At 63.8% G+C, this 24,878-nt stretch carries 28 protein-coding genes; 19 read left to right on the top strand and 9 right to left on the bottom strand.

Translation table 11 applies throughout. The features are described from left to right. Positions 1 to 67: 67 nt before the first annotated feature. From V8192_RS11440 to V8192_RS11425, 4 genes are read left to right on the top strand one after another with little or no spacing between them, the layout of a single operon-like run. The gene (locus V8192_RS11440; protein WP_341633196.1) at positions 68 to 1,033 is read left to right on the top strand and encodes a DnaJ C-terminal domain-containing protein; all 966 of its coding nucleotides are present in this window, start codon (positions 68 to 70) and stop codon (positions 1,031 to 1,033) included. A gap of 9 nt (positions 1,034 to 1,042) precedes the next feature. After that, on the top strand, positions 1,043 to 2,077 hold the full coding sequence (locus V8192_RS11435) for a YihY/virulence factor BrkB family protein (protein ID WP_341633195.1): 1,035 nt from the start codon (positions 1,043 to 1,045) through the stop codon (positions 2,075 to 2,077). Next, positions 2,074 to 2,877: an enoyl-ACP reductase FabI gene (gene fabI, locus V8192_RS11430; protein WP_341633194.1), complete on the top strand. Its 804-nt coding sequence runs from the start codon at positions 2,074 to 2,076 to the stop codon at positions 2,875 to 2,877. Before V8192_RS11435 ends, fabI begins: the two co-directional genes overlap by 4 nt. Beyond that, positions 2,877 to 3,149 (top strand): acylphosphatase, encoded by a 273-nt coding sequence (locus V8192_RS11425; protein ID WP_341633193.1) that lies wholly within the window; start codon positions 2,877 to 2,879, stop codon positions 3,147 to 3,149. The genes fabI and V8192_RS11425 overlap by 1 nt, the downstream gene beginning before the upstream one ends. On the opposite strand, the gene V8192_RS11420 is transcribed toward V8192_RS11425, so the two are convergent. Beyond that, a complete protein-coding gene (locus V8192_RS11420) occupies positions 3,146 to 4,435 on the bottom strand; it encodes an adenylosuccinate synthase (RefSeq protein WP_341633192.1) in 1,290 nt (429 codons plus the stop codon). The genes V8192_RS11425 and V8192_RS11420 overlap by 4 nt on opposite strands. 165 nt (positions 4,436 to 4,600) lie before the next feature. On the opposite strand from V8192_RS11420, the gene V8192_RS11415 reads away from it, so the two are divergent. Further along, a complete protein-coding gene (locus V8192_RS11415; protein ID WP_341633191.1) occupies positions 4,601 to 4,894 on the top strand; it encodes a hypothetical protein in 294 nt (97 codons plus the stop codon). Positions 4,895 to 4,950: 56 nt separating this feature from the next. Here V8192_RS11415 and serA read toward each other — a convergent pair whose 3' ends face one another. Then, positions 4,951 to 6,570 carry a phosphoglycerate dehydrogenase gene (gene serA / locus V8192_RS11410; RefSeq protein WP_341633190.1) on the bottom strand — a complete coding sequence of 540 codons (1,620 nt, stop codon included), beginning with the start codon at positions 6,568 to 6,570 and terminating at the stop codon, positions 4,951 to 4,953. Next, on the bottom strand, positions 6,537 to 7,703 hold the full coding sequence (locus V8192_RS11405) for a phosphoserine transaminase (RefSeq protein WP_341633189.1): 1,167 nt from the start codon (positions 7,701 to 7,703) through the stop codon (positions 6,537 to 6,539). The genes serA and V8192_RS11405 overlap by 34 nt, the downstream gene beginning before the upstream one ends. Positions 7,704 to 8,085: 382 nt before the next feature. Between V8192_RS11405 and V8192_RS11400 the strand changes: the two genes are divergently transcribed. Further along, positions 8,086 to 9,147 (top strand): M23 family metallopeptidase, encoded by a 1,062-nt coding sequence (locus V8192_RS11400; protein WP_341633188.1) that lies wholly within the window; start codon positions 8,086 to 8,088, stop codon positions 9,145 to 9,147. Positions 9,148 to 9,223: 76 nt separating this feature from the next. After that, entirely contained in the window at positions 9,224 to 9,556 is a 333-nt protein-coding gene (locus tag V8192_RS11395) for a HesB/IscA family protein (protein WP_341633187.1), read from the top strand. Here V8192_RS11395 and V8192_RS11390 read toward each other — a convergent pair whose 3' ends face one another. Beyond that, positions 9,557 to 10,183: a hypothetical protein gene (locus V8192_RS11390; protein WP_341633186.1), complete on the bottom strand. Its 627-nt coding sequence runs from the start codon at positions 10,181 to 10,183 to the stop codon at positions 9,557 to 9,559. It lies immediately after the preceding gene. Between the two features lie 464 nt (positions 10,184 to 10,647). Between V8192_RS11390 and V8192_RS11385 the strand changes: the two genes are divergently transcribed. Together V8192_RS11385 and xth are read left to right on the top strand one after the other, a co-directional pair. Beyond that, on the top strand, positions 10,648 to 11,382 hold the full coding sequence (locus V8192_RS11385) for a helix-turn-helix domain-containing protein (RefSeq protein ID WP_341633185.1): 735 nt from the start codon (positions 10,648 to 10,650) through the stop codon (positions 11,380 to 11,382). A 24-nt stretch (positions 11,383 to 11,406) separates the two neighbouring features. Continuing rightward, positions 11,407 to 12,180, top strand: a complete 774-nt coding sequence (xth, locus tag V8192_RS11380) for an exodeoxyribonuclease III (protein ID WP_341633184.1) — start codon at positions 11,407 to 11,409, stop codon at positions 12,178 to 12,180. 27 nt (positions 12,181 to 12,207) lie between these two features. Here the strand turns inward: xth and V8192_RS11375 are convergent, their stop codons facing one another. Then, entirely contained in the window at positions 12,208 to 13,350 is a 1,143-nt protein-coding gene (locus tag V8192_RS11375; RefSeq protein ID WP_341633183.1) for an N-acetyltransferase, read from the bottom strand. 101 nt (positions 13,351 to 13,451) lie between these two features. Here V8192_RS11375 and V8192_RS11370 point away from each other — a divergent pair, with 101 nt between their 5' ends. The 8 genes from V8192_RS11370 (at position 13,452) to V8192_RS11335 (ending at position 20,518) form a co-directional block, all read left to right on the top strand. Next, positions 13,452 to 14,552, top strand: a complete 1,101-nt coding sequence (locus V8192_RS11370) for a fatty acid desaturase family protein (RefSeq protein WP_341633182.1) — start codon at positions 13,452 to 13,454, stop codon at positions 14,550 to 14,552. 122 nt (positions 14,553 to 14,674) lie between these two features. Continuing rightward, on the top strand, positions 14,675 to 15,094 hold the full coding sequence (gene rplQ / locus V8192_RS11365) for a 50S ribosomal protein L17 (protein WP_341633181.1): 420 nt from the start codon (positions 14,675 to 14,677) through the stop codon (positions 15,092 to 15,094). A 44-nt stretch (positions 15,095 to 15,138) separates the two neighbouring features. Further along, entirely contained in the window at positions 15,139 to 15,363 is a 225-nt protein-coding gene (locus tag V8192_RS11360) for a hypothetical protein (protein WP_341633180.1), read from the top strand. A gap of 115 nt (positions 15,364 to 15,478) precedes the next feature. After that, positions 15,479 to 16,003, top strand: coding sequence for a hypothetical protein (locus V8192_RS11355; protein WP_341633179.1), 525 nt, complete (start codon positions 15,479 to 15,481; stop codon positions 16,001 to 16,003). Between the two features lie 113 nt (positions 16,004 to 16,116). Next, positions 16,117 to 17,691 carry a glutamine-hydrolyzing GMP synthase gene (guaA, locus tag V8192_RS11350; protein ID WP_341633178.1) on the top strand — a complete coding sequence of 525 codons (1,575 nt, stop codon included), beginning with the start codon at positions 16,117 to 16,119 and terminating at the stop codon, positions 17,689 to 17,691. Next, positions 17,688 to 19,190 carry a M28 family peptidase gene (locus tag V8192_RS11345; protein WP_341633177.1) on the top strand — a complete coding sequence of 501 codons (1,503 nt, stop codon included), beginning with the start codon at positions 17,688 to 17,690 and terminating at the stop codon, positions 19,188 to 19,190. The genes guaA and V8192_RS11345 overlap by 4 nt, the downstream gene beginning before the upstream one ends. 47 nt (positions 19,191 to 19,237) lie before the next feature. Next, positions 19,238 to 19,807: a hypothetical protein gene (locus tag V8192_RS11340; RefSeq protein ID WP_341633176.1), complete on the top strand. Its 570-nt coding sequence runs from the start codon at positions 19,238 to 19,240 to the stop codon at positions 19,805 to 19,807. 117 nt (positions 19,808 to 19,924) lie between these two features. Beyond that, the gene (locus V8192_RS11335) at positions 19,925 to 20,518 is read left to right on the top strand and encodes a L,D-transpeptidase family protein (protein WP_341633335.1); all 594 of its coding nucleotides are present in this window, start codon (positions 19,925 to 19,927) and stop codon (positions 20,516 to 20,518) included. Positions 20,519 to 20,573: 55 nt separating this feature from the next. Here the strand turns inward: V8192_RS11335 and V8192_RS11330 are convergent, their stop codons facing one another. From V8192_RS11330 to V8192_RS11320, 3 genes are all read right to left on the bottom strand, one after another. After that, positions 20,574 to 21,197, bottom strand: a complete 624-nt coding sequence (locus V8192_RS11330) for a hypothetical protein (RefSeq protein ID WP_341633175.1) — start codon at positions 21,195 to 21,197, stop codon at positions 20,574 to 20,576. 103 nt (positions 21,198 to 21,300) lie between these two features. Then, complete coding sequence (locus tag V8192_RS11325) at positions 21,301 to 22,668, bottom strand: sensor histidine kinase (RefSeq protein ID WP_341633174.1); 1,368 nt, start codon at positions 22,666 to 22,668, stop codon at positions 21,301 to 21,303. Between the two features lie 18 nt (positions 22,669 to 22,686). Beyond that, the gene (locus V8192_RS11320) at positions 22,687 to 23,370 is read right to left on the bottom strand and encodes a winged helix-turn-helix domain-containing protein (RefSeq protein WP_341633173.1); all 684 of its coding nucleotides are present in this window, start codon (positions 23,368 to 23,370) and stop codon (positions 22,687 to 22,689) included. Positions 23,371 to 23,555: 185 nt separating this feature from the next. On the opposite strand from V8192_RS11320, the gene V8192_RS11315 reads away from it, so the two are divergent. Further along, the gene (locus tag V8192_RS11315; RefSeq protein WP_341633172.1) at positions 23,556 to 23,993 is read left to right on the top strand and encodes an RrF2 family transcriptional regulator; all 438 of its coding nucleotides are present in this window, start codon (positions 23,556 to 23,558) and stop codon (positions 23,991 to 23,993) included. Positions 23,994 to 24,007: 14 nt separating this feature from the next. On the opposite strand, the gene V8192_RS11310 is transcribed toward V8192_RS11315, so the two are convergent. Next, positions 24,008 to 24,181 (bottom strand): hypothetical protein, encoded by a 174-nt coding sequence (locus V8192_RS11310; protein WP_341633171.1) that lies wholly within the window; start codon positions 24,179 to 24,181, stop codon positions 24,008 to 24,010. A gap of 364 nt (positions 24,182 to 24,545) precedes the next feature. Here V8192_RS11310 and V8192_RS11305 point away from each other — a divergent pair, with 364 nt between their 5' ends. Further along, entirely contained in the window at positions 24,546 to 24,785 is a 240-nt protein-coding gene (locus V8192_RS11305) for a DUF6894 family protein (RefSeq protein WP_341633170.1), read from the top strand. Positions 24,786 to 24,878 lie beyond the last annotated feature (93 nt).

Genomic DNA, 24,878 nt, shown 5'->3' with positions numbered 1-24,878 from the left:
TAGGCTTGGCCTTGCGCGCACTGCAACCCATCTGGTCAGGCAAGTACTGTTGCGGCATGGGAGGACAATGGCACTCGACCTCTACCAGCGTCTGGGACTGAAGCGCGGGGCGAGCGAGGCTGAGATCAAGAAAGCCTATCGGAGCCTCGCAAAGCAGCTTCACCCCGATCGGAACAAGGATAATCCGAACGCCGCCAAAAGGTTCGGCGAGGTAACCCACGCCTACGACCTGTTGTCGGACAAGGACAAGCGCGCCCGCTACGACCGCGGTGAAATCGACGAGGAGGGCAATCCCAAGATGCCCTTCGGCGCGGGCTTCGGAGGCTATTCGAGCGGAGCGGGTGGCCCGCAGCCAGGCGCCGGGCAGGGCTTCGAGAATTTCAACTTCGGCGGCGCCGACGGGGCCGATCTCAGCGACCTCTTCGAAGGCCTCTTCGGCGGCGCTCCGGGAGGCGGCGCGCGTGCTCGAGGCGGCCCGTTCAGCGGCTTCCGCCAGCGGTCGCGGATGCCGCAGAAGGGCGCAGACGTCGCCTATCGCCTGAAGATACCCTTCGAGGATGCAGTCGCGCTGAAGCCGCAGCGGATCACGCTGGCTGACGGCAAGACCATCGACCTCAAGCTTCCCAACGGCCTTGAAGACGGCACGAGGATCAGGCTGGCGGGCAAGGGAGAAGAAGGTCCGGACGGTCGCGGGGACGCGATCGTGACCATCGAGGTTGCACCGCACCGCTTCTTCACCCGCGAGGGGACGAATATTCGCCTCGAGCTGCCGGTCACCCTCAAGGAAGCCGTCATCGGCGCCAAGGTGAAGGCGCCGACGCCCGAGGGCCCCGTCATGCTCACCGTCCCCAAAGGGACCAGCTCGGGCAAGGTGCTGCGGCTCAAGGGCCGGGGCTTCGTCGGTAAGGACGGCAAGCGCGGCGACCAGCTGGTGACCCTGGAGGTCGCGATACCGCAGGGTGATCCGGAGCTCGAACGATTCGCGGAAAGCTGGGACGGCGGCGGCAACCCGCGGGCTCCATTCGGAGTTTAGCGGCGCCGGATGCGCGATCTTTCTCCTGAATCGCCCGAGGCCCGGCGCAAGCGCCTCGCGAGCATGCGTGCGGCCTTCGGGACGGAGGTCGAGGAAAAGCTGAAGCCGCGCCTTACCGCCTGGAGGGTCGTCCAGCGGGTCGCGATTGGCGTCTACAACGACGGCTTCATCCACGCCGGCAATCTCGCCTATCTCTCCATCGTCGCCCTGTTCCCCTTTTTCATCGTCGCTGCGGCCGTTGCTCACATCGTCGGGGAGAACCAGGACGCCGCGCTGACGGTGACCAATGTCCTTCGCCGGCTTCCTCCCGACGTCGCTTCGACCCTTCGGGAACCGATCCAGGAGGTCCTGACGGTCCGGACCGGCACGCTGCTGTGGCTGGGCGCGATCGTCGGCCTGTGGACGGCGACGAGCTTCATCGAGACGATCCGCGATATCCTGAGGAGGGCGTACGGCGTCAAATTCTGCGCCCCTTTCTGGGAATACCGTCTCGGTTCGATGCTCATGATCGTTGGAGCGGTGCTGCTGCTGATGCTCGCCTTTGCAGTGAGCGCGGCCCTGACCCTCGCCCACCAGCTGATCATTCGCTGGTTCCCGCTGGCGCAGGATGTCGCATCGACGCTGGGCCTCTACCGGCTGGTGCCGGCAGTGACCCTGTTCGTCACCTTCTACGGTCTCTTCTACGCGCTCACTCCCTCGCGCTATCGCAAGCATCGATGCCGCAAGTGGCCGGGTGCGCTGCTGATCACGGTCTGGTGGCTGGCGACCGTCGAGATCCTTCCGAGCGTCCTTTCGCTGTTCGGGGGATACAGCCGCACCTACGGAAGCCTTGCGGGCGTCATGATCACGCTCATCTTCTTCTTCGTCGTTGGTCTTGGCGTGGTCATCGGCGCCGAGCTGAATGCAGCGCTGGCAGAAACCGGCGCCACCGCGCTAAAGGGCGAAATATATACCGGGCCGTACACCGATGAGCTGGAGGTTGAGGAACCGCAGCCCGGGGAAGACGTGGAACCGGTGCTGCAAAGAGAGGGGCCGCAACTTTGAATGGACTGATGCACGGCAAGCGCGGGCTGATCATGGGCCTTGCCAACGACCGTTCGCTCGCGTGGGGCATCGCCCGGTCACTCAGCGCCCAGGGCGCCGAGCTTGCATTTTCCTATCAGGGCGAAGCGCTCGAGAAACGCGTGCGGCCGCTTGCAGCCGAGCTCGGCTCCGACCTCCTCGTTGATTGCGATGTCTCCGATATGAAGGCGCTCGATCAGACCTTTGCGGGTCTGAAGGAGCGATGGGAAAGGCTGGACTTCGTCGTCCACGCCATCGGTTTTTCCGACAAGAATGAGCTGAGGGGCAAGTTCGTCGATACCTCGATGGACAATTTTCTCATGACCATGAACATCTCGGTCTACAGCTTCGTCGCCGTTGCCCAGCGAGCGCGCGCCCTGATGGAACCTGGCGGATCGCTCCTGACGCTGACCTATTACGGCGCCGAGAAGGTCATCCCTCACTATAATGTGATGGGCGTCGCGAAATCGGCGCTCGAGACGTCGGTGAAGTATCTGGCGGCCGATCTTGGCCCCGAGGGCATCCGCGTCAACGCCATCTCGGCAGGCCCCATCAAGACTCTCGCGGCGAGCGGGATCGGCGACTTCCGCTACATCATGAAGTGGAACGAATATAATTCTCCACTGCGCCGCAACGTCACGATCGAGGACGTCGGAGGCGCCGGCCTCTACCTGCTGAGCGACCTTGCCGCAGGCGTCACGGGCGAGATCCACCACGTCGATGCCGGTTACAATGTCGTGGGCATGAAGGCGGAGGACGCGCCGGACATAACGACGGTCTGATGAAGATCGCCCGCATGATCCGCATCAGCGGGCGCGTGCAGGGGGTATTCTTCCGTGCCTGGACGAAGGAGCAGGCCGATCGCCTCGAGGTAGGCGGCTGGATCCGCAACTGCCCGGACGGGTCGGTCGAGGGGCACGTTGAAGGCCCGGAACAGTCGGTTGAGAAGCTGCTGAGCCTCTTGCGTCACGGTCCGCCGGGCGCGCGGGTCGACCAGCTGAAGGTTGGCGAAGCAGCGATCGAGAATGCCGACTGGTTTGCCGTTCGGCACTAGCCGGCGAACGGATCTCTCACGAGGATCGTGTCGTCGCGCTCGGGCGACGTGCTGACGAGCGCGACCGGACAGCGGATCAGTTCTTCGATCCTTCGGACATATTTGATCGCCCGGGCTGGAAGGTCCGCCCAGCTCCGGGCACCGTGCGTCGATCCGGGCCAGCCTTCGACGTCCTCGTAGATCGGCTCGACCCGCGCCTGATCGGCAGCGTGGGGCGGGAGGTAGTCCACCTGCTGTCCGCCGATCCTGTAGCCGGTGCAGATGCGGACCGTTTCGAAGCCGTCGAGAACGTCAAGCTTGGTGAGCGCGACGCCGGTAACCCCGCTGACCGCAACGGCCTGGCGCACCAGGACGGCGTCGAACCAGCCGCAGCGCCGCCGCCGCCCCGTGACGGTGCCGAATTCGTGCCCTCGTTCGCCCAGTCGCTGGCCGGTTTCATTGTCCTGCTCGGTGGGGAAGGGGCCGGAGCCGACGCGCGTGGTGTAGGCCTTGACGATGCCGAGCACGAAGCCGGCGGCCGAGGGTCCCATTCCGCTTCCCGGGCCTGTGGTTCCTGCAACGGTGTTCGAAGAGGTGACGAACGGGTAGGTGCCGTGGTCGACGTCGAGCAATACCCCCTGTGCCCCCTCGAACAGGATGCGGCGGCCCTTGATGCGAGCCTCGTCGAGGTCGCGCCAGACCGGCTTTGCGAAGGGCAGGACGAAGTCGGCGATCTTGGCAAGGTCGCCCTTGAGGCGTTCGCGGTCGACGGGAGGTTCGCCAAAGCCGGCGCGAAGTGCGTCATGATGGGCGCACAGGCGATCGAGCAGGGGACCAAGTTCGCCAAGATGCGCAAGATCGCAAACCCGGATGGCGCGGCGGCCGACCTTGTCCTCGTAGGCCGGCCCGATGCCGCGCCTGGTGGTTCCGATCTTGCCGGCACCCGAGGCATCCTCGCGCAGCGCATCAAGGTCGCGGTGGATAGGGAGGATCAGGGGGCACGTCTCGGCGATCATCAGCACATCTGGCGTAACCTCGACGCCAAGCTCGCGCATCCGCTGGACCTCGTCCCTGAGAGCCCAGGGATCGAGGACGACGCCATTTCCGATGACCGAGGGCGTGCCGCGGACGATCCCTGACGGAAGCAGCGAGAGCTTGTAGGTCTGGTTTCCGACGACCAGCGTGTGGCCCGCGTTGTGGCCCCCCTGGAAACGGACGACCATGTCCGCGCGGCTCGCGAGCCAGTCGACGATCTTGCCCTTGCCTTCGTCGCCCCATTGGGCGCCGATGACGGTGACATTTCCCACTTTTGCGCTTTCCTGCTGTGCAGCCCGCGCGCTCCTAGGGGCGAAGGATCGCCGCGTCCAGCCACGCCAATCGTTCGTTCGGCGGAACGGAAGCGCGTCTTGGGCGTATTGCCGTTCCGTCCGAGCACCGCAGCGGACGAGGACATTACGACAGGGGAAATGCTCATGAAGTCCACCACTATTCTCGCAATTGCGCTCGGCGTCGGCGCCCTCGCCGCATGCAACAAGAGTCCAACCGAGCAGGCCGCCGAAAACGTCGAATCGACCTATGGCAATGCTGCCGAGAACGTCGAAGCAACGACGTCCAACGCCGCCGAGGCGATCGAATCCAACGCGAGCAACGCGTCTTCGGACGTGAAGGCCGCTGGAAAGAACGAGGCGTCCGCGATCAAGAACGAAGGCAAGCAGAAGGCCAACGAGATCCGCAACGGCGCAGCCACAACCAATAACGCGCAGTAATTCCGCAATTCTTGAAGGGCGCTCCGCTTGTTGCGGAGCGCCCTAATTTTTGTCGTTCAGAAGCTCAGCGGCACCACTTCGCGGACGCCGGCCAGGGACTGGAGCTGCTGTGCCAGTCCAGGCGTGATCGGATCGTCGACGGCGACGAGCGCCACGGCTTCGCCGCCTTCCTTGCGGCGGCCGAGGTTGAAGGTTGCGATGTTGATCCGGTTTTCTCCCAGCTGTGTCCCGAGGGAGCCGATGAAGCCGGGCTGATCGTCATTGACGATATAGATCATCTGGCCGGTGAGCTCGGCCTCGACGGGGATGCCGAAGATATTCACAAGCCGCGGCGCGCGGTTGCCGAACAGGGTCCCTTCCACCCGCTTGTCGCCATGCTCGGTGCCCACTTTCACCGCGACCAGCGTATGATAGTCGCCCTCGTCCTCATTGCGGATCTCGCGCACGGCGATGCCCCGCTCCTTTGCAAGATAGGGCGCGTTGACCATGTTCACCGTGTCCGACCAGGTGCGCATGACGCCGGCAAGCACAGCGCCGGTGATCGGCTTGATGTTGAGCTCTGCTGCGGCCCCTTCGACCTCGATATCGATCGAGCGGATCTCGGTCCCCGCGATCTGCCCCACTAGCCGGCCGAGCTTCTCTGCAAGGCCCATATAGGGCTTGAGACGAGGCGCTTCCTCGGCCGAGAGGGAAGGGACGTTGACCGCGTTCGTAATGCCGCCGAGCAGCAGAAAATCGCTCATCTGCTCGGCGATCTGGATTGCGACATTGACCTGCGCTTCGGTTGTCGAGGCTCCAAGATGGGGTGTGCAGATGAGCCCCGGAGTCCCGAACAATGGATTGTCCTTGGCCGGCTCCTCAGCGAACACGTCGAGAGCCGCCCCGGCGACGTGACCGCTGTCCAGCCCCTCCTTCAATGCAGCCTCGTCGATGAGGCCGCCCCGCGCGCAATTGACGATCCGAACGCCCTTCTTCGTCTTTGAAAGGGCTTCGCGCCCGAGAATTCCACGCGTTTGATCGGTAAGAGGCGTGTGAAGAGTGATGAAATCAGCACGCGCGAGGAGCTCATCCAGCTCGACCTTGTCGACGCCCAGCTCCACGGCGCGCTCGGGTGAGAGAAAGGGGTCATAGGCCACGACCTTCATCCTGAGGCCGTGCGCGCGGTCGGCGACGATCGAGCCGATATTGCCGCAGCCGATGAGCCCCAGCGTCTTGCCGGAAAGCTCGACCCCCATGAAGCGGTTCTTCTCCCACTTGCCCGACTGGGTTGACTGGTTGGCCTGCGGGATTTCCCGGGCGAGCGCGAAGAGCATCGCGATCGCATGCTCTGCAGTCGTGATCGAATTGCCGAACGGCGTGTTCATGACGACGATACCGCGCGCCGATGCCGCGGGGACGTCGATCGTATCGACGCCGATCCCTGCCCGGCCGATCACCTTGAGGCGGGGCAGCGCCGCATCCATTGCCGCCGCATTGACCTTGGTCGAGCTGCGCACGGCAAGGCCGTCATAGCCGCCGATGATGGCGTTGAGTTCATCGGGTGCGAGACCGGGCTTTTCATCGACGATGATCCCGCGATCGCGGAAGATTGCCGCTGCGCGGGGGTCCATCTTGTCGGCGATGAGGACTTTGACAGGCTGGCTCACGCTGTCACCTCCCACGCCCAGTCGAGCCATGGCCCGAGCGCCTCGATATCGGCCGTCTCGACCGTTGCGCCGCACCAGATCCGAAGACCGGGGGGCGCATCCCGATAGGCCGTGACGTCAAAGGCCGCGCTTTCACGTTCAAGCAGCTGCCCGATGGCCTTCTGGCGCGAGCGGTTCGCATCTTCATCGGAGCGATCCGCAAATTGCAGGCAGACAGACGTGTTGGAACGGATTGCAGGGTCTCTGGCCAGATGCTCGATCCAGGAAGATTGCTGCACCCACCGGTCGACTGCCGCGGCATTGGCATCGGCGCGGCCTATGAGCCCTTCGAGGCCGCCCGCCTGCTCTGCCCAGCCGAGTGCGAACAGCCAGTCCTCGACACACAGCATCGATGGCGTGTTGATGGTCTCGCCCTTGAAGATGCCCTCGATGAGCGCGCCTGCCTTGGTCAGCCGGAAGATCTTGGGCAGGGGACGAGGGGCCGGCTCCCGCTCGAGACGCTCGACCGCGCGGGGACTGAGAACGAGCATCCCGTGCGCAGCCTCGCCTCCGAGCGCCTTCTGCCAACTGAAGGTACCGACATCGATCTTCGCCCAGTCGATCGGCTGGGCGAAAGCTGCCGAGGTTGCATCGCAAATGGAAAGGCCCGTTCTGTCCGGAGAGATCCAGTCGGCACCGGGTACGCGGACGCCGCTCGTCGTGCCGTTCCAGGTGAAGACGATGTCGCTTGCAGGGTCGATGCCCCCAAGTTCGGCGATCTGTCCATAATCTGCGGTCCGCACTTCCGCGTCGAGCTTCAGCTGCTTGGCGACATCGATCACCCACCCGGCGCCGAAGCTCTCCCAGGCGAGCATGACGACGGGCCGAGCGCCCAGCAGCGACCACATGGCAAGCTCCATCGCACCCGTGTCGGACGCGGGAACGATGCCGAGCTTGTAGTCGCGCGGAAGACCGAGGAGGGCGTGCGTTCGCTCGATTGCCTCTGAAAGCCTTGCCTTGCCGACGCTCCCTCGATGCGAACGGCCGAGCGCGATGGTTTCCAGCTTGTCGGGTGACCAGCCGGGCGGTTTTGCGCACGGTCCGGACGAGAAATAGGGACGCTTCGGTTTGGTTCTTGGTTTCGCCACGCGCAGCTCTGGCGCGGCGGCAGTCACTTCAGTCATGTTACTCTCCTCGCAGAGAGCTCGCGCCGCGTTGGGACGGCGTGGCCCGGAGCCGTTTGTAAGGTCGATTGTGGCCGCGGCAAGGCACTGCGAATGTTTCGCGCCCGATTCTTTGGGTTTTGTTGCTGCACTGCACAACAGCTTGAATTCGTTCAAATTGCCCTCAGAAAAAGGGGATTCGAACGGTTCACCGCGCCGACCGGACGACTCGTCCCACCGAGTGCCGGGAGAGGTTGAATTTGTTAACCATCCGAAAGCAGTGTCGCTCAGGCCAGAACGCGGTGGGCAATACGCGAGCTTGGCACTGGGGCTGGGGAGCTCCTTTCAGAGATGGACTTGGCGACGTGCTTTTGCGCGCGCGCTGAAAGTGGAGCGGGATCAGATGACGCAAGTATTGGCCGCAACAACGGGCCTTTTTCGCGACCGCGACCTGTTTATCCACGACGGTTCCAAGCTTCGCCGATTTCGTATTTCCGCACCGCTTCAGGCGGTGTTTTTCATGATCATGCTCGGTCTGGTCGCCTGGGCGAGCTACGCGACCGCCCGGCTCGTGACGCGTCCCTATTCGGCAACGGCCGGCCAAGCGGCGAGCCTTCCGGCGGCGACCGAGGCCCGCGCCCGGCTGATCGAGCAGCGCCAGGGGCTGATCGAGGCAGCACTTGCAGGCCAGAAGATCGATCCGCAGCTGATCGCGGCCGCCCAGAGCGGCCGCGTTGCCAATGACGGCCCGCTTGCCCGCGTCGAGGAGGCGCAGCTCCAGCAGGCGGCGCTGGTCGCCAAGGCGCTGGACGTCCGTTACGAGGTCACTGCCGCCGAGCTGAAGCGCCTCGGCATCACCCCCGCCCGCGTCGGCAGCCGCGAAGGGGTCGGCGGGCCGTTCGAGGCCGCCGGCAACTCGACCTTCAAGGCGCTTTTCGACAGCTGGAAGAAGCTCGACCAGCTCCAGGACGGCGTGATCGCGATCCCGTCCGACAAGCCCGTCAGGGTGAACGTTGAATTCACGAGCGGCTTTGGCGTCCGCGCCGATCCCTTCGTGCACGGCGCAGCGATGCATCCCGGGATCGATCTTGCGGGTTCTTACGGCACGCCCATCTACGCGACTGCCGAGGGAACCGTGCTCCGCGCGGGCTGGAACAGCGGCGGCTACGGCAACATGGTCGAGCTTGATCACGGCCGCGGTATCGTCACCCGCTATGGCCACATGTCGGCGGTCCTGGTCCATGCCGGCGACCACGTGACCCGCGGCGAGCAGATCGGCCGCATGGGCTCGACCGGGCGCTCGACCGGCAACCACCTTCACTACGAAGTCCGCATCGATGGCCGGCCAGTCAACCCGATCCCGTTCATGAAGTCGACCGACTATGTCCTCGCCATGCAGCGCCGTTCGGGCGCCGCCTCGATGGACGCGGTGGCGATCGGCGGACCCACGGGCGGGCAGCACTGATCAGATGCCGGGCGAGGCTCGCTGATGGCCGTCGCCCTTCCTTGTCCGGTGCGATAGAGCACCCTATCTCGCCTTCGTGAGCGAACCTCAGATCATTCTTACGCCGAACGCCGCCAAGCGCGTGGCCTGGATCGCCTCGCGCCAGGACAAGCCGGCGATCCTGCGCCTCGCGGTGGACGGCGGCGGCTGCGCGGGTTTCACTTACAAGTTCGAGCTAGCGCCAGAGCCCGAGACCGACGACGAAATCGCGGAAACCGACGGTGTCAGGCTCATCGTCGACCCGGTCAGCCTGGACCTCGTTCGGGGCTCCGCCGTCGATTTCGTCGAGGACCTCGGCGGCGCCGCATTCAAGGTGACCAATCCCAATGCGCAATCGGGCTGCGGCTGCGGTTCGAGCTTTTCCGTCTAGCTAGCGGGCGTGGTCGTGGACCTCGCCTGCTGATGCGTTTACCGCCGCGCAGCTGACCTTGGGGTTGAACGGCGCAAACTGCCCACTCGGATTGTCCCTGAAGAGCCACACGTGGAGGTCGTAATGCGGCTCGAACATGTGTGCCTCGTCGACCTTGGTGTGCGGATCGTCGGCCATCATTTCATATCGGACGCCATGGAAGCTCGGCGGCTCCTTGTGGCCGGCCTCCGCCCATGCCCACCTGAAAACCAGATTCTCGACTGCGACGAGCCTCAGCGAGCCGTCGGCTTGCGGCTCGTAGACGAGTACGCTGGGCTTCAGGAAATCCGTGTGCGTGCCGTTGCCGTTGACCCGCGGGTTGGGCGGCGCGCTGATGCCGAGGAGATCGGGCCGGAAATAGTGGATGCCCATCGCGCCGGCATTGGCGGGACCTCCCATCATTTTGGAAGTCACGCACATATTGCCCGGATCGCGCACATAGCCCTCGGCTAACGCCACGCGGACGTCCTGGAACCGCGCCGTGGCAGCGCGCACGGTGGCGAGATCCGGCTCGCTCGGTGCCCCCTGCAGCGGGTGCGACAGGGCAACCGCTAGCGTCAGAGCGGCGCCGCTCAGTTTCGGAATCATGATTTCTTCTTTTTGCCTAGAGTGCGAAGCTCGTTCTGAGCTTGGGATGAAGCACACGCCGCAGCGGGCGGCCCGCCGGCAGAGGCCGCTTGGCCTCCGCAGACTTCGCCTTGCCCCCGGCCGAGTTCTCCTCGACCTTGGCCCGTGCGGCGTGAGCTAGCGCTATGTCCGACCAGAGCGGGCTCATAGCGGAAAGGCCTGAATGCCGGTTATGGCCTGGATCGCGAGCAGCACCGCGCCAACGGTTATCACACCCCCGAATCCGGCTTTTGCGCGACTGATGAACACGGTCACGTTCCCCTTTGACTTCGTGTCGTGAAGCTTGTGTGCCTAATGATCCGGCCGCGGTTCACCCGCTACGGGAAACTCTTGGAAATTCGCGTTCCGGACGACACCGGCGATTCTAATTGTTGACGAGTTGTGCGGAATTGTGCGGAGATGTGCGCAGTTTCGGGGGCGATTCCATGCAGGGCGAACTCAGTGTCGAGGGCAGCCAATCCGTGGCGCTAGTGGTGCGCGAGGAGCTCGCACGCCGCCGCCAGTCCCGGCAGTGGCTGGCCGACGAGGCGAGGGTCAGCCTGTCGACGCTGGAGAAGGCCCTTGCGGGCCGGCGCCCCTTCACGCTGGCAACCGTCGTGCGGCTCGAGGACGCTCTTGGCACGAGTTTGCGCGAGCGTCGCGGAGCCGGCGAGGCGACCCAGTTCGCGCCGGCCTCCATGGGCGCCTATGCGCGTCCCGCGGTCCAGTGGCTTGAGGGAACCTACCTTACGCTGCGTCCCTCCTTCAGTGAGGCCGGGGCGATCTTTGCCTATCTCACCTCGATCATCTGGGATGAGGCAAACGGCCACCTTGTCTTCAGTGAGGCGGCACGGACCGACAGCGACTACGAGCAGAAGGGCTTTGTCTCTTTTCCCAACCTTTCGGGCGCGATCTACCTCGTGACGATCAGTACGGGCCAGTATCGCATGGCGCTCCTCAACCGGCCCTCCGGCCGGTCGCTCAACGGCATTCTCCTCACCCTTGCCGCCGGCGAGGGAGCCCAGCTGATTCCAGCGGCCGTACCCATCGTGCTTGTCCCCGTCGATCCTGCCGCCGGTTCGGATCTGGGCGTGGTGCGCCCGGGCGATCGCTGCTTCGAGGAATATAGAGACTGCGTCGACCGGATCACGAAGCGGGACTACGCGCGCTTTCCTGCCTGAGCTCCGGCGGCTAAGCGAACGCCCGTGAAGCTTGCTACCTACAATCTGAACGGCATCCGCGCGCGCCTTCCGCGCCTCCTCGAGTGGCTCGGCCGCGAAAAGCCCGACATCGTCTGCCTCCAGGAACTGAAGTGTGCCGACGAGGCGCTCCCGATCGCCGACATCGAGGCGGCGGGATACGGTGCCGTATGGCATGGCCAGAAGGGCTTCAACGGCGTCGCCGTCCTCGCGAAGGGCGACACGCCCGAGCTTCGCCGCATGGGCTTGCCCGGTGATCCCGACGACACGCACAGTCGCTACATCGAGGCCGAGGCGGGCGGCGTCGTCGTGGGCTCGCTATACCTGCCCAACGGCAATCCCGTCGGGACCGAGAAGTTCGAATATAAGCTGCGGTGGATGGAGCGGCTTTGCGACCATGCTGGCGAACTCCTGGAAGAGGAGCGTCCGGTGGTCCTCTGCGGCGACTGGAACGTCGTTCCTGAGGATCGCGACGTCTTCTCGGTAAGGGCAACGCAGCACGACGCCGTGATGCAGCCCCAGGCGCGTCAGCTGTGGCGGCGGATCGTCAACCAGGGATGGACCGACGCCCTCCGGTCATTCCATCCTCGCGAACCCAAACTCTATACCTTCTGGGACTATACGGCGGGCTGCTGGCAGCGCGATCTCGGCTTTCGTCTCGATCATCTTCTTTGCTCGCCCGAAGCTTCCGACCGGCTGCGCGGCGCCGGCGTCGACAAGTGGGCGCGAGGCGAGGAGAAAGCGAGCGATCATGCGCCGACGTGGATCGAACTTGGGTGAGGAGAGGGTGGCGCTTAGCCCGCCTTCCTACAATGCCTTTTCGTAGATCCGGTAACGGTGGTTGATCCTCGCGCCCGGGAGCTCGGCGATCGAGAGCATTCCCTTGTTGTCCTCGAGGATCCAGCCGAACTCCCCAACCCCGATACCGAATTTTCCGACGCAGTCGCGGCGCGTATATTCGATCAGCATGAAGGCGAGCTGGCTCGCCAGGCGTGACTGGTGGAGTTTGCGTGCAACGCCCATCAACGGGACCCGGGCGCGCGTCGTCTTGGGCTTCCGGAGCCGCCACAGGAGCTTGATGAAGTTGAACGGGAACAGCTCCCCGTTGAGGTCCCTCGTCAGCTCGTTGATATCGGGGATCGTGAGCATGAATGCGACGGGTTCCCCGTCCACCTCGGCGATGCGCACCAGTTCGTTGAAGATGATCGGCTTCAGCTTCTTGCCCGCATAAGCGATCTCGGCCTCGGTGAGCGGGACATAGCCCCAGTTGTTCGACCAGGCGTCATTGACGAGGTTGAGGACGATCCGCGCTTCCTCGTCGAACTTCGACTTGTCGACCATCCGGATGCGGATGTGCCGGTTACGCTCGCCCATCGCAATCAGCCGGTTGATCTTTGGATCGTCCCAGTGAGCGATGTTGACCTCGTAGGTGAGGAGATCCTTGGCCTTCGAATAGCCCGCCGCCTCGATCCAGCCGCGATATTCGGGCCGGTGATGGCCCATCATGGCCGTCGGGGGTTCGGAAAATCCTTCGATCTCGAGTCCCGGCTCATCCCAGATCGAGAGACTTATCGGTCCCAGCGCCCGGGTCATACCCTGCGTCACGAGCCATTCCTCGGCGGTCTTGATGAGCGCGGCAGCAGCTTCGCCGTCGAGCGCTTCGAACATTCCCCACTGGCCGGTGCCCTGGCCCATATGTTCCTGGACGAGATCGTCGACCTGCGCGCTGACACGGCCGACGGTGGCGCCGCCCCGTTCGGCAAGCCAGAGCTGTGCGCGGGCATGCTCGAACCATGGGTTCTTTCCCGGCGTGATGAGGCCATGCACCTCGTCCTTGAGGGGCGGCACCCAGGCGGGGTCGTCCTTGTAGACGTCCCATGCGAAATCGACGAAAGTCTTCCTGTCCTTTTTCGTGAGAACCGGGCGGATCGTTACGGGCGCGCTGCTCATCGCGCTTCGCTAGCGGCTGATTGCGCTCAAAGCCAGTTAAGGTTGAGCCGCCTAAGTCCGGCCACTATCTCTTTCTAAACGAGGAACTTCCGCAAAGACTTATGGACCAGACAGCGACCCTTGAGCGCAATCGCGCGGACGCGGCTGAGCTTCAGCCGGCACGGCCGCCACGCGACGATGCTGCGATGCTCAAGGCCGCGGCGAACCTGACGCGCGACCTCAATGTCCCGAGCGCCGGCATCTACTGGGCCGACATGATCGGTTCGGCAACGGCAGGTTATGCCGCCCTGCTGAGCGCGATGTTCGTCAGCCCCGGCTGGCTCGCGCTTGGATGCGCGATCATCGCCGTCCTTGCCCTTTATCGCGCGGGCTCTTTCATCCACGAACTGACCCATATCAAGAAGGGATCAGTGAGGGGCTTCCGGCTGACCTGGAACCTTCTCGTGGGCGTTCCCCTCATGGTGCCGAGTTTCATGTATGAGGGGGTCCACAACCAGCACCACGCCAAGCGCTATTACGGGACCATCGACGATCCCGAATATCTGCCGCTGGCGCTGATGCATCCCTGGACGCTTCCGGTCTTCCTTGTCGCCGCGGCGCTTGCGCCCGTCGGCATGCTGATCCGCTTCGCCGTCCTTGCGCCGCTCTCGCTCGTCTTTCCAAGGCTTCGAGCCCTGGTCGTCGGTCGCTACTCGGGTCTCCAGATCAATCCCCGGTTCGTGCGTCCCAAGCCCGAGGGCGAGTTCGCCCGCGACTGGGCATTGCAGGAAGCCGCCTGCAGCGTCTGGGCAATCGCACTTCTCGTGATGGTTGCGACCGGCATTGTCCCGCTGCGCGACTTCCTCATCTTTCTGGGGATCGCCTCGGGCGTCATGTTCTTGAACCAGGTGCGCACCCTCGTGGCGCACCTGTGGGAAAACGGGGGCGAGCCGATGAGCGTGACTGCCCAGTTCCTCGACAGCGTCAACGTTCCTCCGCCCGCCACTCTCCCGGCGCTCTGGGCGCCCGTGGGCCTGCGCTATCACGCGCTCCATCACCTGCTTCCTGGGCTGCCCTACCACAATCTCGGCGAAGCCCACCGGCGGCTCTGCCGTGAGCTAGACTCGAATTCGGTCTATCATCGTTCGACCCACCGACACCTGTCGGCCCTGGTCGCGCGCCTTGCTGCAAGCACCTTGACTATGCGGCGCAATTCCGCTTGAGGCGTCCCGTCCGGCGGGCCGTAGTGCTCGCCGTTCTTGTTAGGGGTGAAGGCGGTCCCCCTTAAGAACTGCCTGGCCGGGGTTACCTCATACGGACCCCAGACGAACGGAAGGACAAGACCATGCGCCATCGTGTTGGCGGCCGTAAACTTCAGCGCACCTCGAGCCACCGCGCAGCCCTGTTTCGCAACATGGCGGCGGCGCTCATCAAGCACGAGCAGATCCTGACCACGACGGCCAAGGCGAAAGAACTTCGCCCCTATGTCGAGAAGCTGGTTACGCTCGCCAAGCGCGGAGGCCTCAGCAACCGCCGCCTCGCCCAGGCCCGGCTGATGGACGACAAGCAGCTTGCCAAGCTCTTCGACGTCATCGCGCCGCGCTACGCGGACCGCAACGGTGGGTACACCCGGGTCATCAAGGCCGGCATCCGCTCGTCCGACGCCGCGCCGATCGCCGTCATCGAGTTCGTCGATCGTGACGTCGCCGCCAAGGGCCAGGATTCAGGTCCGGTGGTCGCCGAGGAAGAGTTCGAAGCCGCCTAAGAGGCGCGAACCTCCTTTCCCGGATTCGTTCGGGCGCTGGATTGATGGTATCATTTCGCCTGGGCCACTCGGGGGTGGCGGGCATGCATTACTATCGCCTGTATTTCATGGACGGCTTCAGCGGTCACATCGATCATTTCCGCGAGTTCGAGGCGGAGCATGACGATGCTGCGCTCGCGATCGCCGAGCGCTGGCGCGAAAAGGGGCCGATGGAGCTCTGGAATCGCGAGCGCAAGCTCAAACATTGGGACGATCCGGCACTCGACTGACTTGCTGAACCGCAGCAAACGACCGGTTCAGCCCGGGTGCAAGGCCGTAACGATAGACCCGAACTTGGCCGCCGTGCGTTGTGCCGGCGGAACGAGAATCAGGAGTAACAGGGCCATGAGGTCTTTCACCAAGGTTCTGGCCGGCGGCGTTGTTTTTGCCGCACTCGCCAGTGCAGCGCCTGCGATGGCGCAATATTATCCCGGATACGGCGACCCCTACGGCGGAAACGTCGTCGGCCAGGTGCTCAACAGCGTCCTGGGTGGCGGCTACGGTGGCTACGGCGGCGGCTATGGTTACGGCTACGGCGTGAACAGCCAGGCTGCCATCAACCAGTGCGCAGCCGCCGCGCAGGCGCGTCTCAGCCGCACCTACGCCTACGGCAGCCCGTACGGCTATGGTGGCGGAGCGCGTGTGCTCGGGATCACCAGGGTTGAGCCGCGCGGCGATGGCGGTCTGAGGATCCGCGGCGTTGCGACGACCGGCTACAATGCCAGTCCGGACCTCACCTTCAGCTGCAAGACGGACTATCGCGGCTACATTCGCGACGTCGACGTCGACAGGGGCTACAGCAACTACAATTACGGCTATCAGCCCTACAACAATTACGATTACTCGCAGTACGGCTACCGCCGCTACTAAGCGACGTCCGATTGTCACCAAGGATGCGCCGGGGTCCCAGCAGGGGCTCCGGCGCATTTGCTTGTGACCCCTCGAAACTTTACTCTTCTGGCTCGTCTCCCTATCGGCCCGCCATGACGGCCCAAGCCCCCAAGAACGTCACCGGCGAATCCATCCTCATCGTCGACTTCGGCAGCCAGGTGACACAGCTCATCGCCCGGCGCATCCGCGAAGCCGGCGTCTATTCGGAAATCGCGTCCTTCAACGCTGCCGAAGAGGCGTTCGAGAGGCTTAAGCCCAAGGGTATCGTCTTTTCGGGCGGGCCCGCCTCTGTCACCGAGCAGGACAGCCCGCGCGCGCCGCAAGTTCTCTTTGAAAGCGGCCTGCCCCTGCTGGGCATCTGCTACGGCCAGCAGACGCTTCACCAGCAACTGGGCGGCAAGGTCGTTGCCTCGGACCAACGCGAGTTCGGCCGCGCCTTCATCGAGATCTTGTCGCCCTCGGCGCTGTTCGACGGCCTATGGACGGTGGGCGAGAAGCACCAGGTCTGGATGAGCCACGGGGACCGGGTCGAGACGCTCGCCCCGGGGTTCGAGGTCGTCGCGACTTCGGAAGGAGCTCCGTTCGCAATCGCGACCAATGAGGCCGAGAAGCGGTTCAGCCTCATGTTCCACCCCGAGGTCGTCCACACGCCCGATGGCGGTAAGCTCCTGGCGAACTTCGTGCGTCACGTGTGCGGCTGCGCCGGCGACTGGACGATGGCGAGCTTCCGCGACGCCAAGGTCGCCGACATCCGGGCGCAGGTCGGCAGCGGCCGCGTGATCTGCGGCCTCTCGGGCGGGGTCGACAGCGCGGTTGCGGCGGTGCTCATCCACGAGGCCATCGGCGAACAGCTCACCTGCGTATTCGTCGACCACGGCCTGCTCCGGCAGGGCGAAGCAGAGCAGGTCGTCGGCCTGTTCCGCAACAGCTACAACATTCCCCTGGTCCACGTTGACGCGAGCCGCGATTTCCTGACGGGACTGAAGGGGGTCACCGAACCCGAGGCCAAGCGCAAGTTCATCGGCAAGACATTCATCGACGTGTTCGAGACGGAGGCAAGGAAGATCGGCGGCGCCGATTTCCTGGCGCAGGGCACGCTGTACCCGGACGTCATCGAGAGCGTCAGCTTCACCGGCGGTCCTTCCGTGACGATCAAGAGCCACCACAACGTGGGAGGCCTGCCCGAACGGATGAACATGAAACTGGTCGAGCCGCTGCGCGAACTGTTCAAGGACGAAGTGCGAGAGCTCGGGCGCGAACTCGGGCTGCCCGAAGCCTTCGTCCGGCGCCATCCCTTCCCGGGGCCAGGCCTTGCCATCCGGATCCCGGGCGAAGTCACGCGTGAGAAATGTGACATCCTGCGCAAGGCCGACGCCGTCTATCTCGAGGAAATCCGCAACGCCGGGCTTTACGATGCGATCTGGCAGGCGTTCGCAGTGCTGCTGCCGGTCCGCACTGTCGGCGTCATGGGCGATTATCGTACCTATGATTATGTTTGCGGTCTTCGCGCGGTCACATCGCTAGACGGCATGACGGCCGATATCTATCCGTTTGATGCCGCGTTCCTCAGCCGCGTCGCGACGCGGATCGTGAACGAGGTCCAGGGCATCAACCGCGTCGTCTACGATTATACCTCCAAGCCTCCTGGAACGATCGAATGGGAATGAAGTGCGTCTTTGCCGCCGCCTTCATCGCGGGAGCCGCGCCATCAGCGGCTCAGCTTCCCAGGCTCGACCCGGACACCGCCGCCTGGTGGGCGACAACTGCGCAGCTCTCGAACGATGCAATGGAGGGTCGCGACACGGGGTCCGCCGCCTATGAGCGGGCTGCCCGCCTCGTTGCTTCGAAATTCCAGGAGGCGGGTCTCAGGCCGGCGGGCGAGAATGGCACCTGGTTCCAGCGCGTGCCGATGCACGAGACTGCGATCACCAGTGCAAGGTTGAGCGCGGGCGGTCGGCCGCTCCGTTTCCTTCACGATCTTACCGTCTCTCCCGCGCCAGGCATCCCGGCGAGTATCGACCTGCCACTTGCTTATGGCGGATATTGCGCTCCGCAGGCGCTCCGCGAGGTCAATGGCAGGATCGTCATCTGCCACGGGACCCATCGAGCCGGCTTTCCGAGCGCAGCGCAGCGCGAGGCGGCAGTCAGGAGCGCCGGAGCAGCCGGCATGATGACGATCGCCGATCCCGGGTTCACGGTAGAGCCGCCGCGCTGGCCCTACGCTTACGCGCGAACGGTCACGCTCGCGACCGATCCCGCCAGGAACGATGCGTTCCTCAGGATGACGCTGAATGCCGCCTCCCTTCGCAAGCTGCTTTCGGGTAGCGGCAGGAATGCCGAGGCGCTCATCGCGGCGGGAAGCGGGGGCCGCGTGCTTCCGAGCTTTGGTCTTGCCGCGCGCCTCAAGGGGAATTTCATCCTTCGCGAGCGGGACATTGCTTCGCCCAACGTGGTCGGTTTCCTGCCGGGCTCGGATCCGGCGCTTGCAAACCAGGTGATCGTCCTTTCCGCCCACCTCGACGGCTATGGCTATGGAGAACCGGTGAACGGCGATCGGATCTATAATGGTACGCTCGACGACGCGGCCTATGTCGCGCTGCTGATCCGGCTGGCGCAGCGGCAGCACGGGAAACCCTTCCGCCGGCCGATCCTTCTTCTTGCCGTCACGGGCGAGGAGAAGGGGCTCCTTGGTTCGCGCTGGTTCGTGCAGCACATGACGCTGCCGAAGTCGCGGATCGCAGCCGACATCAATCTTGACCAGCTTCGCCCGATCTTTCCGCTTGAGCTGCTGACCGTCCATGCGCTCGACGAGACGACCCTTGGCGATGATTCGCGCACGGTTGCCCGCAAGCTCGGCTTTGAAGTCCAGCGCGATCCTGAGCCGGAGCGCAATCTGCTCCAGCGCTCGGACCAGTGGCCCTTCATCCAGGCAGGGATCCCGGCAACGGCATTCGTGTTCGGCTATCGGCCAGGTTCACGAAGCGAGCAAATCTACCGGCGGTGGTACCGCACCGGTTATCACAAGCCCCAGGACGACCTGAACCAGCCAATCGACTGGAAGGCCGCTGCAGACTTCAACCGCTTCTTCTACGCGCTCGTGGACCGCGTCGCGAACGAGGGTGCGGCGCCCGCCTGGATGCCCGGAAGCACTCTCAAGCCGCATTGATCTAGCGCGGTTTCCCATTAGCCTCTCGTCCGGGCACGGGGGGAGCGATGGAATTCTTCAACTATGTGATGGTGCTCGCCTCGGTGATCATCGGGCTTGCTGTGACTCACCTTCTTCAGGGCGTCGCGAAGCTGATCCAGCACCCCGAGCGTCAGAAGCTCTACTGGGTCCACCTCCTCTGGGTCGCGCTCATGTTCCTGAACGCGCTCTTCCTCTGGTGGTGGGAATACCAGCTCTCCAGCGTCCACCGCTGGACGTTTGAGCTTTACCTCTTCGTCCTCAGCTTCGCCGTCGTGCTTTACCTCATCTGCGCAGTGCTGATGCCATCGGAGCTGCGCGAATATGCAAACTACCGGGCCTATTATTATTCACGGCGCCGCTGGCTCTTCGGCCTCGTGCTTCTCTTCAGCGTGATGGATTTCGCTGACAGTGCAATTAAGGGTTCAGCTCACCTCGCTTCGCTTGGCTGGCCCTATTTTGCCGCGTTCACGACCCGGTCGCTGCTGCTCCTTGGCGCAATGAAGACACGCAATGCCAAATATCACGCCTTCGTGGTCCTGCTCTTCATCGCGCAGCTGGTCGCGCTTGCCTTTCGAAGCTTTCACACAATGCAATGAAACAGGACGAATCTCGCGCGTTAACAGTAACTTGGTATTAACCGTGGCATTGACTTTGCCGACCGGCCCTTGCTGTTCAGCGAAACGACCTTTGAATGGGAGCGTTGAGTGAAGCCGATGAGATATTGGGCGATCAGCTTGGCCGCGGGGGTGGTCGCGGCAGCATCCTCGGGCGTGTCGGATGCCAAGGGCTTGCACCTGTTCGCCAAGCGGACGCACGAGGCCGCTGCGCCGGCACGAGCTCTGCCCGCTCCCTACCACTGGACCCAAGGGGCCGCTCCCAAGGCCCACTGGGACATGGTCGCCGAGTTCAAGAAGGTTGGACTGAAGCCCGGCGATTACGTCTGGGCTGCCTCGGTGCCGTCCGAAGGCGAGACCCGCGTCGTCGTCGATCTCCTGACGCAGATGACCTACGTCTATCGGGGTGACAAGCTCATCGGGGCCTCGACCATGTCGAGCGCCAAGACCGGGCACATCACGCCTTATGGCTATTGGTCCGTTCTCGAGAAGCGGCCCTTCTACCGGTCCAAGAAATACGACAATGCCCCGATGCCGTTTATGCAGCGCATCGACAATTACGGCATTGCCTTCCACGGCGGGCTAAATCCTGGATACCCCGCGAGCCATGGTTGCATGCGGCTTCCGATGAAGTTCGCCCAGAAGCTCTACGGCGTGACGAAGGTCGGAACGAAGGTCGTGATCGAGGGATAAGGAAAGCGCGGGCCGAAGGGGTCGGCCCGGGCTTTCCTTGCTCACGCCCTGCCGGTTAGCGGCGGCCGGGGCTCGTATTTTCCGAGTTGTTCGTGCCGAGGGTCGCTTCGCTGACGGGGCTCGGTGTATTGCCGCCGCCTTCAAGCACTCGCTCCTGGGTCAGCTCGAGCTCCGCCGCCTCGCCCACCGGGACCTCCTTGCCCTGCTGCCTGATACGGCGCCAGTTCTCGAAGTCCGAGTGGAACTGCCGCTCGCGTTCGCGGCAATAGTCCGCATAGTCATTGTCCAGAGCCCGCATCTGCCGGTCGCGCCAGCTGAGGTAATGGTCGTCCTGGCGGCTGCTGAAATTGCGCGGCGAACGTTCCCAGCCGCCGCGGTCTTCGAACCCTCCCTGTTCATGGCCCGAGCTGCTGACATCGCCTTGGAATTCGCCGTAGCCGCGGCCATAGGCGCCGCTGCCGCGCCGTTCGTCCACGCCCGGCCCTCGCCAGCCGCGATCATCATCGCGGCGCAGCGACGAGCGTTCGTCTCTCGAGCCGCCCGAGAAGTCGCGATTTTCTGAGCGGCCCCGGTCCCTATCGAGCATGAACGCGCGGTTACTCTCGCCCCAGTCCTCACCTCGATTGTCGCTTCGGTCCGGAGCCTCGTCATATTCACGAAGATAGCCATGTCGTGCCACGTTGGTCTCCCTTGCTGATTTCGCTTTCCCAAACGAACGAGTCGGCAGTGGGGATGCGCAGACTGCCGCTCGACCAAGGAGCTGGTCGCAGCCGCGCGTCGGCTTAGGCCGCGCTCGCTTCGCCGGAGTGGACAGGAAGCTCGAGGATGGTGCGCAAGCCCGGCCGATTATCCTCGAGCTTGAGCGAGCCTTCGTGGAGGTGAGCGATGGCTTCGGCAAGTGCAAGACCAAGCCCGGCGCCTTCATCGGACCGGCTTGAATCGAGCCGCCCGAACCGCCTGCGCGCTTCCTCGCGCCGCTCGGCAGGGATACCGGGTCCCCGGTCTGCAACCTCGATGCGGATCCTGCTCTCCCCGGGCTCGACGCCGACGCGGATGTCACCCCCAGCCGAGCCGTAGCGAATGGCGTTCTCGACAAGGTTGCTCACGGCTTGAGCGAGGAGCTGGCGGTGGCCGAACAGCGGCACCGGGCGGGAAGGCCGGTCAAATTGAAGGGTTGCTCCACGTTCTTCGGCAAGGGGGTCGTACATCTCGGTGAGCTCTGCTGCGAGTTCGCCGACGTCGAACCAGTTGAACTGCTTGCGCCCCGTCAGGGCTTCTGATCGGCTGATCTCGAGGACGGCGGTGAGGATCCGCATGAGCGCGTCGGCCTGGCGAATGACGCTTCCGAGAAGTTCCTCCTGGTCCTTGGGATCGTTCGCTTCGGCCGCGGCGAATGCGGCGGAGCGGAGGCGGCTGACGGGGGAGCGCAGGTCGTGAGCAAGGCTGTCCGTGAGCAGCCGCAGTTCTTCCATCAGCGCACTGATCCGGTCGAGCATGGCGTTGATCTGGCTGCCGAGACGGTCAAATGCGTCGCCCGCTCCCGAGACCGGAACGCGCTGCGAGAGGTCGCGGGCGCTGATCCTGGTCGCGACGCTCGCGATGTCGCTGATGCGCCGCCCGACGTATCGCGCGGTGACGAGCCCGCATAGCAGGCCCAAAAGTCCCGCGACGATGAGTGCGATGAGAAGCGAACGTTCGAGCGTGTCGCGAATGGCATAACCCTCGCCCGCGATGCGCCCGTTGATGACCCACTGCCCGCTCGGCATTCGCTGCACGATGAGAGCGGCTTCTCGCGGCGTCGTCTGTCCGTGCTTCCTGATGAGAGCTATATGATAGCCTTCACGCAGCGGCAGCAGGTTCGATGGCATGCTCTCCAGATTGCCCAGGGTCTCGCGAGAATTGGGACCAAGCAGTGCCACGACGGCCTGCGGGTCCGCGTAGGTCATCGTATCTTCAATGGCATCCTGGAGCGCAGGCTTGCCGCCCGAGCGATAGACATCGCTGAGGACCTTCGCCTGTTCGAATACCTGTCCCCGGACGGTCGTGACCGCCTCGTCGTGGGTGCGATAGTAAATGAAGCCGATAACCGCGAGGTTGGACAGCAGCGCGAGCAGGCCCGCAAGCAGCGCGATACGTAGTGTCGTTGGCACGAAGGAGAGCTTACCGCGTCAGGCGGCAAGCATGTAGCCCGCTCCGCGAACAGTATGCAGAAGCGGCTTTTCGAACCCCTCGTCGAGCTTGCGCCGGAGCCGGCTCACGTGAACGTCGATGACATTTGTGCCCGGATCGAAATGATAGTCCCAGACCTGCTCCAGAAGCATGGTCCTGGTGACCACGCGGCCCTCGTTGCGGGCGAAATATTCGAGAAGCAGATATTCACGAGGCTTCAGGTCGAGTTTCTTGCCGGCCCGTTTGACCGTTCGGGACAAAGGATCGATCTCGAGATCGCCTACCGCCAGTCGATGATCCGCGGGGTCGACGCGCGATTCCCGCCGGCGCAGAAGCGCGTTTACGCGCGCGAGCAGCTCGGCGAAGGAGAATGGTTTGACGAGATAATCGTCCGACCCGCATTCGAGCCCCTCTATTCGATCCCCAACGGACGCGAGGGCCGACAAGATGAGTACGGGCGTATCGATCCGCGCTGCGCGAAGGGCCTTCAGCACCGACAGGCCGTCGAGCACTGGAAGCATCCGATCAAGGATGATGAGGTCGAAGCTGCCGTCGGTCGCCCGAAACAGGCCGTCCTGGCCGTTGGTGGCTTGTTCGACGCTGTGGCCTTCCTGGTTAAGGCCCTTGGCAAGGTATGACGCGGTTTCGCGGTCATCCTCGATCAACAGGATCTTGCGGCCCATTCACGCTCCAAAAAAGTCCGGTGGCAGTCCGGACGGCGCCGCGCGGGGAGTCGGCGAAACGGCGCCGCCGGCTTCATTGCCGGTTATCTTTCATGGTTTCTCAAGCCCGTGGCTGCAAGGTTAAATGCCGTTCATCGATCCGGTTTGCGCTTGCGGATTGCATCGCTAGGCTCTGCGCAAGAACCATGATTGCACAGAAAACCCGTTACGCATTGCGCTCGCTGCTGTTCCTTGCCGAGGAGCAGGGCGGAGCGCCGGTACAGCTTAGCCGCATCGCCGAAACGCAGCGCGTGCCACCCAAGTACCTCGAACTCATCATGCTCGAGCTCAAGAAATCGGGAGTGGTGAAGAGCGCGCGCGGACCCAAGGGCGGCTACCAGCTGGCCCGGCCGGCGGAGCAGATTTCCTTCGGCGAGGTGGTCCGGACGATGGAGGGCCCGATCGCGCTGGTCTCCTGCGCGAGCGTCAATTTCTATGCGCCTTGCGGGGACTGCCAGGACGAAGCGACCTGCGCGATCCGACGTGCGTTCGCTATCCTCAGGGACCAGAGCACGACGGTGCTCGATTCGATCTCGCTTGCCCAGGGAGCCGGCTGGGAACAGCGGCTGGGCGGAGACAAGTGATGCTTTGTTAAAGGCTAGCCGAGAACGCTGATCCTGCCGCTCGATACAATGTGCTTTGCCGCCGAATGCACCCCGTAGTGGCTGCTGACGCTATTGATCGTTGCAGCCGCGGGCCTTGCGAGGAACGCGAGAGGAAGCGCGAGCAGGATTGCGCGGGCAAAGTCGCCAACCCATTGGCGGTCAACCATGGAAAAACTCCGATTTTGATCCACGCCGCTATTCGGCGCACTTGTTGTTTCGACGAACGTCCAAGACCGAAGTTCCCATCGTTTCATTCCCGCAACTTGCCCTAACTGGCGGGGTTAACGGCGGAACGTTAGAAGCCTGCGCCGTGTTGACTTCCCACGATGGACACCTGGGCAGACGAGCGATTGCCCGCGCGGGTGCCGGGGGGCGCATGACCGCGCCCGCGATTTGTGCGCGAAAGGCGAGTGGCAAGACCGAGCAACCGGTCGCGCAGCTTCTCGACCCGCATTGCAACTTCCTCCCGTGCGGGCCGAAACCTAACGCAGGTTAATAGTAGTTCCTGAGACTGACGATAGTGCGCAAGGAATGCCCCGGTATCGAATCCACATGATCAACTCGGACTTCCAGAGCTTCGAGGAGACGGACTATCCATCGGTCGAGCGGGCGCTGCGCGCCGGAGTTCTCGCCGCCGCCAACGTCGCAAGCGAGAAAGTGGCTGCAGGCGAAGCCAATTCCGCCATCGAAATTCGCGTGGAAGAAGGGGACAAGATCCTTGCGCGCCGGATCATCACTTTCAGCATTTCGGACCTGGCAATCGGCGAATGATCACGCTGGCAAGTCCCCGAATCCAACCTGTATCAATATGAGGTCGCGGCCGGCGAACTAGCTCGTTGGCTGCGGAAGGTACGGAGTTTGCGT

Source organism: Sphingomonas agri (assembly GCF_038148795.1).
GTDB lineage: Bacteria > Pseudomonadota > Alphaproteobacteria > Sphingomonadales > Sphingomonadaceae > Sphingomicrobium > Sphingomicrobium agri.
Note: the sequence above shows the minus strand (reverse complement) of the source record. Positions and strands in the feature narration are given on the sequence as shown.